Below are 15653 nucleotides of genomic sequence, written 5' to 3' on the forward strand. Positions count from 1 at the left end.
GCGATGAGCGCAGCGTCTTTCAATACGCTGCCGGAAGCGGTCCGGGCGCTGGCCCGGGCCGATTTCGGCGAGGTGGCGGCACGCTTCGAACAAGCCGGTTTCAGGGTCAGGCTGCCCGCCAAGGGCATCCTGAGCGTGAAATCGGCGGTATCCGACGCAGCGCGCGCAAGCGTGCTGCTGTCGGTCGGCGTGCACGGCGACGAGACCGGACCGATCGAAATGGCCGCGTACGCGCTGGATGCCCTGTCGCGCACGCCGGACGCGCTGGCGGTGGACCTGATGCTGTGCGTCGGCAGCGTCGACGCCATCGCGGTCGGCAAGCGTTTCATCGATGCCGACCTGAATCGCATGTTCCGCCTGCAGCGCGGCGACCTGGCCGGGACCTTCGAAGCCGGGCGCGCCGACACCATCATCGCCGCCACCCGCGACTTCTTCGAGGGCACCGGACCGCGCCGCTGGCACCTCGACCTGCACACCGCGATCCGCGGCTCGCGCTACCCGAAGTTCGCGATCGTGCCGCAGCTGATCGCGGAAGAAGCGCGGACCGAACTGATTGCCTGGCTCGGCCTGGCCGGGATCGAGGCGGTCATCATGAATCCGGCATCGGCCGGTACGTATAGTTACTGGAGCGCCGAGCAGCACGGCGGCGCCGCCAGCACGGTGGAGCTGGGGCGCATCGGCACGCTGGGGCAGAACGACCTGTCGCAGTTCAGCGAAGCCGCCGATGCGCTGGCCGGATTGCTGCGCGGGGTGCCCCAGTCAGGAGGGAAGGCGCCGCTGGTGTTCGACACCGCGCAGTCGATCACCAAGCTGTCCGACGGTTTCAGGATGAGCTTCGGGCGCGAGACCGAGAATTTCACGCCCCTGAAAAAGGGCGATGTCATCGCCACCGATGGCGCTACCGTGTACACGGTGCAGCACGACGAGGAGTATGTCGTGTTCCCGAATCCCGACGTGCGTGTAGGTTTGCGCGCCGGGATCATGGTGGTTCGCGTCGACTGAGCCGTACTGTTTGAACGCGTGGACGGCAAGCCGTCCACCCTACGTGTGTGTCACCGGTAGGGTGGACAGGTTTCCCGGTATGCTTCACCGGTAGGGTGGACGGGTTTCCCGTCCACGCGTTCGCGCTTCATTTGCTCACCGCCCACGAAAAGCAGGATTCAATCGTGCGCGCTAGACTATCCCTTTCGAATGCACGGGAGTGTCTCCTCATGAGCAAACTGTTTTCCCCGATCAAGATCGGCCAGCTCGAACTGGCCAACCGCATCGCCATCGCGCCGATGTGCCAATATTCCGCCGAAGACGGCCTGCCGGCCGACTGGCACATGATCCACCTCGGCCATCTGGCGCTGTCCGGCGCCGCGGTCATGATCCTGGAGGCGACCGCGGTCACGCCGGAAGGGCGCATCACCTACGGCGACCTCGGGCTGTGGTCCGACGAGCACGCCGCCGCGCTGGAGCCGATCGTCAACGCGATCCGCAAGCATTCGCCGATCAAGGTCGGGATCCAGCTGAGCCATGCCGGCCGCAAGGCATCCAGCGAAGTGCCGTGGCTGGGCGGCGCCAACATCCCGGCGGATCACGCCAACGGCTGGCAGACCCTGGCCCCCTCCGCCGTCCCGCACGCCGACGGCGAAACCGTGCCCGAGGCGCTCGACGCCGCCGGCCTGCAGCGCATCAAGGACAACTTTGCCGCCGCGGCACGCCGCGCCGATGCGCTCGGCCTGGACGCGATCGAGATCCACGGCGCCCACGGCTACCTGCTGCACCAGTTCCTGTCGCCGCTGTCGAACCGGCGCACCGACGAATACGGCGGCGCGCTCGAGAACCGCATCCGTTTCCCGCTCGAGGTGTTCGAAGCGATCCGCGCGGCGGTGTCGCCCGAGATGGTGGTCGGCATGCGCATCTCGGCCAGCGACTGGGTCGAAGGCGGCTGGGACGTGGAGCAAAGCGTCGTGCTGGCCGAGGCACTGGAAAAGCTGGGCTGCCAGTTCATCCACGTGTCGAGCGCGGGACTGTCGCCGCAGCAGAAGATCCCGGTCGGTCCCGGCTACCAGATCGAATTCGCGGCACGCATCAAGCAGGCCACCGCCATGCCGACCGTCGGCGTGGGCCTGATCACCGAAGCCAAGCAGGCCGAGACCATCATCCAGACCGGCCAGGCCGACATGGTGGCGCTGGCGCGTGCGATGCTGTACGACCCGCGCTGGCCGTGGCATGCGGCGGCCGAACTGGGCGCATCGGTGGCGGCGCCGCCGCAGTACTGGCGCTCGCAGCCGCACGAGTTCAAGAACCTGTTCGGCGATACGCGGCTCGGCCAGCGTTAATCGCGGTTCGCCCCGCGTTTTCGGCAGTCCGTCGCATGGGCGCGGATGGGCTGGGACCCGCTTGTTAGAGTGCATGCATCACAACAAGAAAGGTCTACCACCATGCGCACCGTGCTTGCCCTCGCCCTTGCCACCTCGTTTGCGGCCGCCCTCGGCGGCTGCGCCATCATCGTCGCCAACGGTCCGGATGGCGATGTCTCGGTCCGCACGCCGTTTTCCAGCGATAGCGTGCAGGGCGACGGCGTCCTCGCGCGCGACCAGCGCACCGTCGGCACCGTCTCCGGCCTGGAAGCGAACGGCTCGGTGCTGGTGGACGTGCGCGTCGGTCCGGCCACCTCGCTGGTGGTGCAAGCCGACGGCAATCTGCTGCCGCTGGTGCGCACCGACGTGCGCGGCGATACGCTGGTGGTGGAGATGACGCGCGGCTACCGCAGCAGCAACCCGGTGCGGGTCACCTATACCGTGCCGCGCCTGGGCGAAGTGCGCCACAGCGGTTCCGGCCAGCTGTCGGTGCAGGGCTTGAATGGCGGTTCCCTGCGGGTGGTGCAGTCCGGCTCGGGCTCGACCCTGCTGACCGGCCGCGTGGCCAACCTGGACGTGACCGGCAGCGGTTCCGGCAGCGTCGACGCCTCGACGCTGCAGAGCGCCGGCGCCAATCTGTCGATGAACGGTTCCGGGCGCATTAGCGTGGGCGAGGTGCGCGGCGACCATGCGACTGCCACGCTGACCGGTTCGGGCCAGCTGCGCGCCGGTGGCAGTGTGCGCTCGCTGACGGCGCGTTCGACCGGGTCGGGGCACCTCGACCTGGTGGACCTGGTCAGCGAGCAGGCCGACCTGACTTCGACCGGGTCCGGTGGCTTGACCGCCAACGTGAAGCAGTCGCTGGTGGCGCAGAACGGCGGCTCGGGCGGCATTCGGGTGTACGGGAATCCGGCGCAGCGCTCGGTGAACGGGAAGCTGGTGCAGATCGTGAATTGAAGCCGGTTCAACGCGTGGACGGGAAACCCGTCCACCCTACGGCATGGATGCGTCCAGGGTAGGGTGGACGGCTCCGCCGCCTACGCATTCGACGATCGCTTGATCCAGCAGATTATCCAGCGGCTCAGGCCCGAACACTTCGCGATGCGGGCGCGCCACCGGCACCCGCGCAAGTACATCTCAGGTCCTCATCGACATCCCCCCGCATGGTTGGCATCGGCAAATGCACATTTGCCGAAACTATTTTTTTCTTGCATCGCAGATAGCCATATAATCGCGACTTTGCGTTGACGTGCACGTCAACTTGTCTAGATATATTAGTGCGACCAGAGGACACGCCGTGAAGCAGACATTGGCCCAGAAGCTGTTACGAACCAAATCAGCCGAACGGGTGGCCGACGGCGCCCCTGGCCATGGTGGCGGTCTCGGCCGTAGCCTGGGCCTGTTCCCGCTGACCATGATCGGCGTCGGCGCCACCATCGGCACCGGTATTTTCTTCACGATGGTCGAGGCGGTGCCGAAAGCCGGCCCGGCGGTCATCCTGTCGTTCCTGTTTGCGGCGATCACGGCCGGCCTGACCGCGCTGTGCTACGCCGAACTGGCCAACCGCGTGCCGGCCTCCGGCTCGTCCTACTCGTTCGCCTACGCCACGGTCGGCGAGTTCGCCGCCTTCGTGGTGGCGGCCTGCCTGTTGCTCGAGTACGGGCTGGCGGCCAGCGCGACCGCCATCGGCTGGTCCGACTACCTGAACAATTTCCTGCACAATGCGATCGGCTGGGATATTCCGGACACGCTGCGTTCGCCGATGATCGTCTCCGGCAAGAACGGCATCGAATTCCACGCCGGCCACTTCAACCTGCCGCCGATCCTGCTGGTGGTGCTGTGCTGCACCTTGCTCGTGCGCGGTACCAAGGAATCGGCAACCACGAACGCGATCATGGTCGTGATCAAGCTGGCGATCCTGGTGTTCTTCTCGGCGATCGCCCTGACCGGTTTCGACATCAACAACTTCCACCCATTCTATGCCAGTGCCGGCGACCACGGTCCGGGCGGCATGGCCGGCGTGACGGCGGCGGCGGGGACCGTGTTCTTTTCCTTCATCGGCATCGACACCATCGCCACGGCCGGCGAGGAAACCCGCAACCCGACGCGCGACGTCCCGCTCGGCATCCTGGCGGCACTGATCCTGGTCACCGTGTTCTACATGCTGGTGGCGGTGGCCGCGATGGGCGCCCAGCCGGCCCACCTGTTCGCCGGCCAGGAAGCGGGCCTCGCCGTGATCCTGCAGAACGTGACCGGTAAAGCCTGGCCGGCGCTGGTGCTGTCGGGCGGCGCCGTGATCTCGGTGTTCTCGGTGACCCTGGTGACGATCTACGGCCAGACGCGCATCCTGTACGCGATCGCCAAGGACGGCCTGATTCCGAAGACCTTCCAGACCGTCAACCCGCGTACCCAGTCGCCGGTGTCGAACACGCTGATCGTCTGCGTGATCGTCGGCGTCGTCGCCGGCCTGGTCGACGCCACCTTCCTGTGGGACATGGTGAGCATGGGCACGCTGGTGGCCTTCATGGTGGTGTCGATCGCGGTGCCGGTGATCCGCCACAAGCAGGGCGAAACGGGGCGCAAGGGGTTCCGCGTGCCTTTCGGCCCTTACCTGGTGCCGGGCCTTTCCATTGCAGCCTGCCTGTACCTGGTGCACGGCCTGTCGGGCGTGACCTATACCGTGTTCGGCATCTGGATGACGGTCGCGATCCTGACCTATTTCGGCTACGGCATCCGCCACAGCCGCATGAACCGCAGCGCCGCGTCCCAGGGCGAGCTGACGCATTGATCAACCGGCTGAGCGATCGCCCTTGCGGTCCCGCAGCCCGATGTCCCGCTTCTATAATGCTTCCGCCATCCACATGGAGGAAGCATGCCCAGCTTGTTGCAGTTCCTGGCGGCGCTCGCCGTGCTGTGCCTGTCCGGCGCGGCCTGCGCCCAGCCGATTCCACCCAACGCCTCGGCCACGGCCAAGCCGCCGGCGGCCCGCCCCAAGTGGCAGGCCGACGCCTGGCTGATGACTTCCTTCCGCGGCAGCGGCGACGGCCTGCACCTGGCCGTCAGCGACGACGGCAAGACCTGGCGTGACCTCGACCGCATCTTCCTGAAACCCGGCGTCGGCAGCGGCTTGATGCGCGACCCGCACCTGCTGCGCGGCCCGGACGGCATCTTCCGCCTGGTCTGGACCACCGGCTGGAAGGACAAGGGCATCGGCTACGCCTCGTCCACCGACCTGGTCAACTGGTCCGAACAAGCATACCTGCCGCTGTTCGAGGACGTGCCGGGCACCCGGACCGCCTGGGCGCCGGAAACCGTGTACGACGACGCCGGTGGCCAGTACGTGATCACGTGGTCGTCCGACATCGAGGGCCGCTTCCCGCAGACGGCGTCGAGCGAGCGGATGAACCACCGCACCTATTACGTCACCACCCGCGATTTCCAGAGCTTCAGCAAGCCGCAGCTGCTGCTCGACCCCGGCTTCGACCACATCGACACCACCCTGAACAAGGTCGGCAAGCAATGGATCGCCGTGTTCAAGGAGGGCGACCGGCAGCAGCAGAAGATCTGGGGCGCGCTGCGCTATGCCGTGGCCGACAATGTGCTGGGACCGTACACCTTGATGCCGCAGCCGCTGGTGCAGGGCCAGCGCGCCGAAGGACCGACGCTGCTGCGCCAGGGCGACACCACCCGCCTGTTCGTCGATTTCTACTCGGCCGGCCGCTACGGCGTCTACGAGACCGCCGACTGGCGCACCTGGACCGACGTCTCTTCCGAAGTAAAAGTGGTGCGGGGCCAGCGCCATGGCACCATCCTGTGGGTGCCGCCCTGGCTGGCGAAGAATCTGGAGACGTCGCAGGCGGACGGTAAACCGGTCACGCCGCAGCCGGTGCCGCCGCCGATCCTGGACGGCTTCACGGCCGATCCGTCGATCCGCGTATTCGGCGACACCTATTATGTGTACCCGACCTCGGACAAGCCGAACTGGCAGACCACCGACTTTTCGGTGTGGAGTTCCAGGAACCTGGTCGACTGGAAGAAGGAGAGGATGGTGCTGGACGTGGCGCACGACCTGAAGTGGGCCAAGGTCGAAGCCTGGGCGCCGGATGCGATCGCGCGCAACGGACAATACTATTTCTACTTTTGCGCGGGCCAGCGCATCGGCGTGGCGACGGCAAACAGCCCGCTCGGCCCGTTCAAGGATGCGCTCGGCGTGCCGTTGATCGAGAAGGGCAGCGGGGTGCAGACCAATACCATCGATCCGTATCCGTTCATCGACGACGATGGCCAGGCCTACCTTTATTACGGCAACGGCAAAATCGCGAATGTGGTCAAGCTGAAGCCCGACATGGTGACGCTGGACGGGCCGCCGGCCGGCATCCCTTTGAACCAGTTCCGCGAGGGGATCGTGGTGTTCAAGCGTGGGGGAAAGTACTACTTCATGTGGTCGATCGACGATGCCAGGAGCCCGGATTACCGGGTCGGCTGGGGTGTGGCCGATTCGCCGCTGGGGCCGGTGCGTTCGCCCGAACATAACTTCATCGTGCTGCAGAAGCACGGCGCCGCGGTCGGCACTGCCCACCACAGCGTGGTGAATGTGCCGGGCACCGACCGCTGGTACGTGGCCTACCACCGCCACGCGCTGCCGCAGGGCGGCGGCTACCAGCGCCAGACGGCGCTGGCACGGATGACCTTCGACGGCGCCGGCAACATCGAGCCGATGGACCCGCTGGCGGTGCCGTTCAGGCCGGGCGACCGCGGCGAGCCGCTGGTGAACGGCCGCGCTGTCATCCCTTAGACGATCGCCGCGATCAGCGCGCCATGCGGTAGCGTTCCAGCCAGTGCGCGTACGGCGCCGGCAGGACCCAGGTCGGCTTCTCGACGCCCAGTTCCTTGGCGGCCTGCAGCGGGTAGTGCGGATCGGCCAGGTGGGCGCGGCCGACCATCACCAGGTCCAGCTGCTCGCCCTTGACCGCGTCTTCCGCCAGCTGCGGGCCGTCGAAGCCCCATGCCGATGCGACCGGCAGGCCGGCTTCGTTGCGCACGCGCTTGGCGATGTCGCCGAGGAAGGCCGGGCCCCACGGGATGTTGGTCTCGGCGATGGTGAAGCCGACGCTGACGCTCAGCATGTCCAGGCCGCGCTCGCGCATCTGGCGCACCAGTTCGATCGATTCGGCCAGGGTTTCTTCGTCATTGCCGTCGTATTCGAGGACGCCGAAACGGGCGGTCAGCGGCAGGTTCTGCGGCCATACTTCACGCACGGCTTCCAGGGTCTCGAGCAGGAAACGGCTGCGGCCGGCGAAGTCGCCGCCGTACTGGTCGGTGCGCTTGTTCGAGTGCTTCGAGAAGAAGCTCTGGCCCAGGTAGCCGTGGGCGAAGTGCAGTTCCAGCCATTCGAAACCGGCGTCCAGGGCGCGCTTGGCGGCGGCCACGAAGTCGGCTTTGACGCGGGCGATGTCGTCCAGCGTCATCTCTTTCGGGACTTTCGGCAGGCCGTGGCCATAGGCGATCGCCGACGGGGCGATGGTGTCCCAGCCGTACGCGTCTTCCGACGGGATGTGGTCGTCGCCTTCCCACGGACGGTTGGCGCTGGCCTTGCGGCCGGCGTGGCCGATCTGGATGCCGGGAACGGCGCCGGCGGCCTTGATACGGGTGGCGATGTTGGCCATGCCTTCGACTTGGGCGTCGTTCCACAGGCCGGCGCAACCCGGGGTGATGCGGCCTTCCGGCGACACGGCGGTCGCTTCGACGATCACCAGGCCGGCGCCGCCGCGGGCGATGCCGGCGTAGTGGACCTGGTGCCATTCGTTGACGAAGCCGTCGTTGGCCGAGTACTGGCACATCGGCGGGACGGCGATACGGTTGCGGAGGGTGACGTCTTTGAGCTTGAAGGGGGTAAACAGGGCTGACATGGAAGGTAATTGCGCTTTCGTATTGAGGATCACAGGTCGAGCCGCGGTCTGCGCCGCGGCGGGCCGGTCAGTATAAAAGGATTATGCCGGGCTTGCTGGCGAGGGCCAAAAAGCGCAATCCGGCTGCGTGTTCGATCCTGATAGCCTAGAGCGCGCTACAGATAATGTAAACTAATGCCAGTTAATCGATTCCATAAAATCTGCTTATGCTGAATCCACAATGGCTGCGCAGCTTCAGCGCGCTCGTCGACACCGGCAGTTTTACGCGCGCGGCCGAACGTCTCTCGCTCACCCAGGCCGCGGTAAGCCAGCACGTCGCCCACCTCGAGGAAGCGCTCGGCCAGCTGCTGATCCGGCGTCCGCGCCAGATCGAGCTGACGCCGGCGGGCCGGGCGCTGCTCGACTACTGCGCCCAGCTGGAGGGGGCCGAACGCCAGCTGCATGCACGCCTGAGCGATGCCGAGGCCGAGGCCGGTGAAGTCAGCCTGATCACGCCGGGCAGCATCGGCCTGGCCCTATATCCGATCCTGCTCGACCTGCAGCAGGCACATCCGGGACTGGTGATCCGGCACCGCTTCGCGCCTGACCCGGAAGCGCGCGACGCCGTGCTGCAGAGCAGCTACGAGCTCGGCCTGGTGACCCTGAAACCCGACGATCCGCGGCTGGCGTTCGAAGCCTTCCTGGAAGAGCCGCTGGAGCTGATCGTGCCGGCCGGCGTGCAGGTGGCCGGCTGGGACGATTTAGCGCGCCTGGGCTTCATTGGCCACCCCGACGGCCAGGCGATGGCCACGCGCCTGCTCAGCCGCTGGTTTCCCGGCAATCCGGGCGTGCGGGCGCTGCCGGTCCATGGCTTCATCAACCAGATCGGCCTGATCCTGGAGCCGGTGGCGCGCGGCCTGGGTTTTACGGTGTTGCCGCGTCATGCGCGGCTGGCGTTCGCGCGCCAGGAAGCGATCCGCGTCGTCGCCGGCGAGGCATCCGTCGTCGATCAGTTATGGCTGATTCACCGGGCCGAGTGGCCGCTGTCGGCCCGTGCGCAGCGGGTGGTGGCCCAGATCCGGCAAGTCTGCACGGGTAACCGCGCCTGACGCGGGCGCGGCGGCGCCGCTCAATGCGCTGCGGCCACGGCCGGCAGCAGGAGGAGGACCGCGGTACCGGCGCCCGGACTGGAGTCGATCTTGACCACGCCGCCATGCAAGTCGACGATCTCCTTGAATATCGTCATGCCCAGGCCCGTGCCGGCCGTTTCCTGGTCGGTGTGGGCGCGATAGAAGGGCTCGAAGATCCGGGCTTGCTGTTCGGCTGTCATGCCGATGCCCCGGTCGGTCACGCGAAAGCCGACCATCGGTCCGGCGTCGGCGTCGGTCTCGAATACATCGACCTGGATGGCGCTGTCCGCTGCCGAGTATTTGATGGCATTGCTGAGGATATTGGTCAGTGCCTGCTGCAGTTTTAGACTGTCGGCGCGCACCTGCGGCAGGGCGGGTGCGACCGCCGTGTGGATACGGCTGGACACGTGCAGGCCGTCCAGGCCGCTCAGGGTTTGTTCGAGCATCGCGGCAGCGTCCTGCGGGCGCAGATCGAATTCTTCCTTGCTGCCGCTGTCGATACGGGCCAGGTCGAGCATCTCGTTGATCAACTTCACCAGGCGGGTCGCCTGGCGATGAATGACGCTGATGATCTCGATGCGTTCGTCCCGCGCGAAGTCGTGCTTGAGAAGCAGTTCCGAAAAGCCGAGCACGCTGGCCATGGGGGTGCGCAATTCATGCGTGGCCGTCACGAAATACTTGCGGCCGCGCGCTTCGGCGGCTTGGGCCTTCCGTTCTTCGGCCCTGCGCGCCGAAATATCGCGCACGGCCAGGGCATAGCGGTAGGTGCCGGATGTTTGCAGCAGCTTGATCGAAAACTCGGCCGGAAATACGCTGCCGTCGACGCGGCGCGCGATCGCCTGCAACTGGTCGGTCTTTCCTGCCTTCAGCGATTCGCGCAACCTGGCCGGATCCTCGCCCACGAAGTCGTTCGAGTTGCGGCCGATCAGGCCATTCTTCGTCGCCGCGTACATGGCTTCGGCGACCGCGTTGCAGGCCAGGATCACGCCGCTCTCATCCAGCATCATCACGCCTTCGGGCAGGTGGTCGAACAAGGCACGTGCCGCGGTCTCCTTGTCCTGCTGCCTGGCGGCCTGCCGGCGCAGCGCGGCGGCGGCCAGTTCGCGCTCCAGCAAGACGGCGAAGTCCGCCAGCATGGCGCGCCCGCTGTCGTCGAACGCGCGCGGCCCGGCGTCGAGCACGCACAAGGTGCCGGCCCGCTTGCCATCCGGGCCACGCACCGGCACCCCCGCACAGAACCCCAGCCCAAGGCCGTCCAGTGCCGCGGGCGCCACCACCGTGACGCCATCCGGGCCGACGGCATCGGCAACAACGCCTGCGGGCGGCAGGGCCGCCAGCGGCGTGGCGGCGAAACGGGACTGCAGCCGGTGTCCGTCACCTTCCACCAGCGCAAACAGGGCGGTCGGCATGCCGAGTCCCTGGGCCGCGAGCCGCGTGATGCGGTCGAAGCATGCCTCGGCGCCGGCGTCGGTCACGCCGCCTGCAACGGCTTCGGGTAACGGCGTTGCCTGGTGGTTCGGCAGGGAGGGTTCGGACATAGGGAATCGACTGTACGTAGTGAGGTGCCACATTCAGTATACGAGAAGTTCCGCACCGGCCCGTGTCCGCATGCGCGGTCACGGCACCGGCGGCCCTACGCAGCCATGCCGGCCACGGACGAGCGCTGTTGTGTCAAGGCGATCAGGGCATGCATCTCGTCGGTCATGGCAACCCATGAGGTTTGCCTGACAAGCGCGCGCATCTTGTGCGCCAGGGCGTCGCGCTCCGCCTGCGTTGATGCGAGCGCAGCCTCGCAGGCGGCGATGAATGCCTGTTCATCGCGCGCCACCGCGACGACGTCGCCGTACAGCGCCCCCATGTCGCGGATCGCCGTGCTGACCACGGGCCGTTCTGCCGCCATGTATTCCAGCACATTGGCCGGATTGGCCGGCGGTTGCGAGGCATCCGTCAGGTAGGGCATCAGGCAGACATCCCATCCGACCAGGAACTGCGGCCAGGCCTGGTAGGTGTGCGCTCCCGGATAATGGATGTTGGCGCGTTGCGGCAGGCTGGCTTCGGTGCGGTGCACGATGGGACCGACCAGCACGATCTGCCATTCCGGATGCGCATCCGCGACGGCGGCAATCAGGTCGCCGTCGATATGCTCGTCGAGCGTGCCGTAGAAGCCCAGGCGCGGGCCGCCGATCGCCGCCTGCAAGGGGTGGCCGTTGCTGCGGTCCAGCGCCGGCTCGAAATGGACGGTGTCGACGCTGTTGGCGAAATAATGGACGTGCCGATGGTACCTGGCCTTGGTGTCGCGCAGGCTTGGACTGCCGGTGAACACCAGGTCGGCGGCGGCCAGCACGGCCGCTTCGCGCTCCGGCCAATGCTGCGCGGTATTGCCCGACGCGGCGGGATCGGTCATGGCGTCGTACACGACCAGGCTCGGGTCCAGCGCTTTCGCCAGCGGCAGCGCCATCGGCGTGGTCAGCCAGACGATGGGTTGCGCGTGCCGCTTGGCCAGGTCGAGCATGAAGGGCTGGGCCAGGGCCCACGAGAGTTCGCCGGTACCGGACGTATGGTGCCGGTAGACGCTGACCCGCGGTGCCGGATGGCTGATCTCCGTGTAGTCGATGGCGGCGCCGGCAACCGGTTCCTCGATATAGACGATGTTGTAATGGCGGGCGATATTGCCGAGTATCTGGCGCGGACGCGTGTTCGCGCCGTGCCAGCGGAGGTGGGACAACACCACGATGGTCGGCATCGCCGCTGCATCCGAAAAGCGTTCGGTCAGCGCTTGCGCCTGCCGTAATCCCTGCGCATAGGCCGGCGCCAGGACGCGCGCCTGGGGATCGTCCGCTTGCGCCACCACGTCCCAGATGCCGCTGTGATGCCAGTAATTAGGGTTTGCCCAGTCCGGCCGGTCGATGCCCGGGTACAGGCAAATCCCGGCAATGTCGGCGCCGCGGTGGCGCGCCATCATGGCCTGTTCGGCGACTTCGCGTATCCAGATGCCGCGGCCACTGCCGACATGGCCGGTTTCCGCAAGCAGCAGGGGACGGCCATACCGTTCATGCACTTCCACCAGCATCTGGTACAGCGGCTTGCGGCGCGCATCGTCGAGATGCCACCACAGCCGGTGGCCGGTGGCGGCTTCCCACTGATTCGTATCGTAGTAATTCACGCCCATCAAATCCAGATAGCGTGGCGCGCCGCCGAGTTCCGGATCGCGGCGGCCGGCCAGCATGTCGAAGGCTTCGAACTGCGCTTCGCGCATGGCCTCGGCGTGCAGGTGGGAGGCGGGATCGTTGTCGTGGGCGATGATGTGCACCAGCGGATCGCAATGCAGCATGCGGGCGCCCGGGATGATGTCCCAGATGGCGTCGCAGCCGGCGATGGCCGCCTTCACCAATTGCCGCTTGGCGTCGCGCCTGGCGTGCTCGTATGCCATGTTCGAGTGGCGGAACATGCCCACCGACATGCCCCAGCTGGTGAACGAAATTTCGTTCACCGGCGAAAACACCGGGGCGGGACCGCCGAAGGGCTGCAGGAACTCGGCTACCGCGCGGCAATAGCGTACGAAGCGCGGCACGAATTGATCGCCGTAGACGTCCAGGTCTTCGGGCCAGCCGTAGTGCAGCAGGGTCCAGCAGATCTGGAGGCCCAGTTCCTTCGCCGCATGCACCCGGGCTTCGATGATGGAAAAATCGAAGCGGCCATCCTGTTCGACCAGGCGCCAGCCGATCGATTCGCGGACCGTACGGATGCCGAACTGTTTCAGGAGCCGGTAATCTTCCAGGGCGCGCTGCTGGTGGCCGTTGGCACTGTTCATGTCCAGCCGCAAGCCGTCATGGTTGATATGGTCGGCACCTTCGTAGCCAGACTGCCAGTAAGTTAAAAACGGTCCTGCATTCGCCATATACGCCCTGATCGTAAAACCTGCACTAAAAAAGCCACGTCCTTGCGGAACGTGGCTTTTTCGATCATACAACGAAAGCGTTCAATTACAGCGCGTGCATCTCCTTCAGCAGGTTATCGGCATGGTCGACCTTCTCCATGTTCCACAGGATATAGCGGATATCGACCTGGATATCGCGCGTGGCCGCCTTGTTGAAATCCCAGTCGGAAATGATCGAATCCAGGGTGCCGTCGAAGGCCAGGCCAATCAGTTCGCCGCGCGCATTCAGCGCCGCCGAACCCGAGTTGCCGCCGGTGATGTCCAGCGTTGCCAGGTAGTCGACCGGCACGGTCTTCAGCTTGGGATCGGCGTAGCGGCCGAAGTCCTTGGCGCGGATCGCCGCCAGCTGCTTTTCCGGGGCGTTGAACTCGCCTTCGCCGGTGTGCTTGGCGACCACGCCTTTTACGGTGGTGAACGCGGTCCAGGAACCGGTGCCGTCAGCGCCGTAGTCGCGGCCCTTGATGTTGCCGAAGGTGACGCGCAGGGTCGAGTTGGCGTCCGGATAGACGGCCTGGCCTTTGCTGTTCATATAGGCAATTTTTGCCTTCATGTAGTTTGCATAGGCTTTCTGGATATTACCGCCGAGTTCTTCCTCTTGCGCTTCTTCCTTGCGGTCGGCGTCGTAAAGGGCGACAGCGGCCTTGATGAAGGCGTCGTTGCTGGCCTGGAACTCAGCCGGCGACTTGGTCAGCCACGCAGTGCGGACGTCCTTGTTCTGCAGCTGGGAACCGGCGTAGATCTTGTCCAGCGCGGCTTTTAGTGCAGCCTCATCCATGCCCGGCTTGATGCCGAGCGCATTGTCGAAGGCGACGTTGTGCTCGCTTGCCGGCTGGGCGTTGTATTGTTTGAGGAAGTTCAGGACCAGCGCCTTGTCGACGGCTTCGACGTAGGTGCGGTCCTGGCCGGTGACGGCGGCGTTCAGGCGCGGCAGGTCGCGCTCCTGGTAGCCCGACTTGCGCTCGACGTCCGGCTTGGTGCGCTCGTTGGCCAGGCGGTACAGCGTGCGTGCCGAGTTCAGGAAGCGCGGAGTCGAGTAGCTCAGGAAGAAGTCGCGCTTGGTGGCGGCGTCGCGTGCGGCGATCAGCTTTTCGACGGCGTCGATGTCGGCGCCGAATTCGGCCTTGCGCGCGGCGTTGCCATTGACCCAGGCTTTCAGCGCATTGTGTTCGGCCGTCTTGCGCGCCAGGATGTCGCTGCCTTCGTAGCTGGCGATCATGCCCTTGCGGTTTTTATAGTAATTGTTGACGCTGGCGATCTGGCCCGCGTACTTCAGCCGGGCCGCGGCGTCGTTCTTGGTTTCGCGGTCGATCACGGCCAGGGTCTCGCCCGAGGCCTTCACGAAGGCCGGGTAGTTCCAGTCGAAAGTGAACGCCACTTCCGACGGCAGGCGGTGGCGGTTGGTGCGGCCCGGGTAGCCCAGCGCCATGATGAAATCGCCTTCCTTGACGCCTTCCTTGGCGATCTTCAGCACGTGCTTCGGCTGGTAGGGGACGTTGTCCTTCGAGAAGTCGGCGGCCTTGCCGTCGCGGCTGACGTAGGCGCGATAGAAGCCGTAGTCGCCTGTGTGGCGCGGCCACATCCAGTTGTCGGTGTCGCCGCCGAATTTGCCGACGCCCGACGGCGGCGCGTGCACCAGGCGCACGTCGCGGATTTCCAGCTGCTTGATGCGGTAGAACTCGAGGCCGCCGTAGAAGCTGGCCACGGTGCAGCGGTAGCCGGCGTCCTTCTCGCACTCGGCCACCAGCGCCTTCTGGTTCTTTTCCATCGCTTCCACGCGGGCCTTGCCGGTCAATTTCGCGACGTCCGCGGTGACGATGCGGTTGCTGACGTTCTCGACCGCCTCGGTCACGAAGATGCGGCTGCCCGGCGCGGCCGGCAGTTCTTCGGCCAGGGTCTTTGCCAGGAAGCCATTGGCCAGCAGGTCACGCTGCGGCGTCGAGTTGACAGCGACGCTGTTGTACACGCAGTGGTGGTTGGTGATGACCAGGCCTTGCGGCGAGACGAAGGACGCCGAGCAGCCGCCCAGGCTCACCACCGCGCCCATCGGGAATTCGATCAGTTTGGTCAGGCTTGCCGGGTCGAGTTTCAGGCCGGCGGCTTTGAGTTGCTTGGCTACTTGTGGCAGCTGCTGCGGCATCCACATGCCTTCGTCCGCTTGTGCGGCGAAGCTGGTGAGGATGGCGAGCGAAAGAAGCGATTTTTTCATGGCGTCCGTGTCTTATGGGATGTGATCTTTTGGCTCGGAAAGAGCCGCCACAGTATCCATAATGGGGTGGACGAACGTCAACCGTTACTTTCTGTGAATTTTATGGGGCTACCTTGGCTGAACACTTGGCAGGAACACCGTGGC

10 protein-coding genes are annotated in these 15653 nt (G+C 65.9%); 6 read left to right on the top strand and 4 right to left on the bottom strand.

The window, feature by feature from the left end; genetic code table 11:
• Window positions 1–3: 3 nt before the first annotated feature.
• From U1H99_RS00300 to U1H99_RS00320, 5 genes are all read left to right on the top strand, one after another.
• Entirely contained in the window at window positions 4–1002 is a 999-nt protein-coding gene (locus tag U1H99_RS00300) for a succinylglutamate desuccinylase (RefSeq protein WP_323139798.1), read from the top strand.
• Window positions 1003–1211: 209 nt separating this feature from the next.
• The gene (locus tag U1H99_RS00305) at window positions 1212–2327 is read left to right on the top strand and encodes an NADH:flavin oxidoreductase/NADH oxidase (RefSeq protein ID WP_323139799.1); all 1116 of its coding nucleotides are present in this window, start codon (window positions 1212–1214) and stop codon (window positions 2325–2327) included.
• A gap of 102 nt (window positions 2328–2429) precedes the next feature.
• Window positions 2430–3305 (top strand): head GIN domain-containing protein, encoded by an 876-nt coding sequence (locus U1H99_RS00310; RefSeq protein WP_323139800.1) that lies wholly within the window; start codon window positions 2430–2432, stop codon window positions 3303–3305.
• A 340-nt stretch (window positions 3306–3645) separates the two neighbouring features.
• The gene (locus U1H99_RS00315; protein ID WP_323139801.1) at window positions 3646–5136 is read left to right on the top strand and encodes an APC family permease; all 1491 of its coding nucleotides are present in this window, start codon (window positions 3646–3648) and stop codon (window positions 5134–5136) included.
• Window positions 5137–5220: 84 nt separating this feature from the next.
• The gene (locus U1H99_RS00320; protein WP_323139802.1) at window positions 5221–7143 is read left to right on the top strand and encodes a glycoside hydrolase family 43 protein; all 1923 of its coding nucleotides are present in this window, start codon (window positions 5221–5223) and stop codon (window positions 7141–7143) included.
• 13 nt (window positions 7144–7156) lie between these two features.
• Here U1H99_RS00320 and U1H99_RS00325 read toward each other — a convergent pair whose 3' ends face one another.
• Window positions 7157–8257: an NADH:flavin oxidoreductase/NADH oxidase gene (locus U1H99_RS00325; RefSeq protein WP_323139803.1), complete on the bottom strand. Its 1101-nt coding sequence runs from the start codon at window positions 8255–8257 to the stop codon at window positions 7157–7159.
• Window positions 8258–8463: 206 nt separating this feature from the next.
• Between U1H99_RS00325 and U1H99_RS00330 the strand changes: the two genes are divergently transcribed.
• The gene (locus U1H99_RS00330; protein WP_323139804.1) at window positions 8464–9345 is read left to right on the top strand and encodes a LysR family transcriptional regulator; all 882 of its coding nucleotides are present in this window, start codon (window positions 8464–8466) and stop codon (window positions 9343–9345) included.
• Window positions 9346–9365: 20 nt separating this feature from the next.
• On the opposite strand, the gene U1H99_RS00335 is transcribed toward U1H99_RS00330, so the two are convergent.
• The 3 genes from U1H99_RS00335 to U1H99_RS00345 all read right to left on the bottom strand — a co-directional run bounded on the left by U1H99_RS00335 (window position 9366) and on the right by U1H99_RS00345 (window position 15509).
• Window positions 9366–10904, bottom strand: a complete 1539-nt coding sequence (locus U1H99_RS00335) for a sensor histidine kinase (RefSeq protein ID WP_323139805.1) — start codon at window positions 10902–10904, stop codon at window positions 9366–9368.
• A 95-nt stretch (window positions 10905–10999) separates the two neighbouring features.
• The gene (locus U1H99_RS00340; RefSeq protein WP_323139806.1) at window positions 11000–13177 is read right to left on the bottom strand and encodes a glycosyltransferase; all 2178 of its coding nucleotides are present in this window, start codon (window positions 13175–13177) and stop codon (window positions 11000–11002) included.
• A 172-nt stretch (window positions 13178–13349) separates the two neighbouring features.
• Window positions 13350–15509 (bottom strand): S46 family peptidase, encoded by a 2160-nt coding sequence (locus U1H99_RS00345; RefSeq protein WP_323139807.1) that lies wholly within the window; start codon window positions 15507–15509, stop codon window positions 13350–13352.
• Between the last annotated feature and the right edge of the window lie 144 nt (window positions 15510–15653).

Origin of the sequence: Massilia phyllosphaerae (genome assembly GCF_034659755.1) — a bacterium.
GTDB classification, from domain to species: domain Bacteria; phylum Pseudomonadota; class Gammaproteobacteria; order Burkholderiales; family Burkholderiaceae_D; genus Telluria; species Telluria phyllosphaerae.

Excerpts from the sequence above, each read along its gene's own strand:
- U1H99_RS00325 (WP_323139803.1), bottom strand. The coding sequence starts at position 8,257 with ATGTCAGCCCTGTTTACCCCCTTCAAGCTCAAAGACGTCACCCTCCGC.
- U1H99_RS00335 (WP_323139805.1), bottom strand. The coding sequence starts at position 10,904 with ATGTCCGAACCCTCCCTGCCGAACCACCAGGCAACGCCGTTACCCGAA.
- U1H99_RS00330 (WP_323139804.1), top strand. The coding sequence starts at position 8,464 with ATGCTGAATCCACAATGGCTGCGCAGCTTCAGCGCGCTCGTCGACACC.
- U1H99_RS00345 (WP_323139807.1), bottom strand. The coding sequence starts at position 15,509 with ATGAAAAAATCGCTTCTTTCGCTCGCCATCCTCACCAGCTTCGCCGCA.
- U1H99_RS00340 (WP_323139806.1), bottom strand. The coding sequence starts at position 13,177 with ATGAACAGTGCCAACGGCCACCAGCAGCGCGCCCTGGAAGATTACCGG.
- U1H99_RS00310 (WP_323139800.1), top strand. The coding sequence starts at position 2,430 with ATGCGCACCGTGCTTGCCCTCGCCCTTGCCACCTCGTTTGCGGCCGCC.
- U1H99_RS00305 (WP_323139799.1), top strand. The coding sequence starts at position 1,212 with ATGAGCAAACTGTTTTCCCCGATCAAGATCGGCCAGCTCGAACTGGCC.
- U1H99_RS00320 (WP_323139802.1), top strand. The coding sequence starts at position 5,221 with ATGCCCAGCTTGTTGCAGTTCCTGGCGGCGCTCGCCGTGCTGTGCCTG.
- U1H99_RS00300 (WP_323139798.1), top strand. The coding sequence starts at position 4 with ATGAGCGCAGCGTCTTTCAATACGCTGCCGGAAGCGGTCCGGGCGCTG.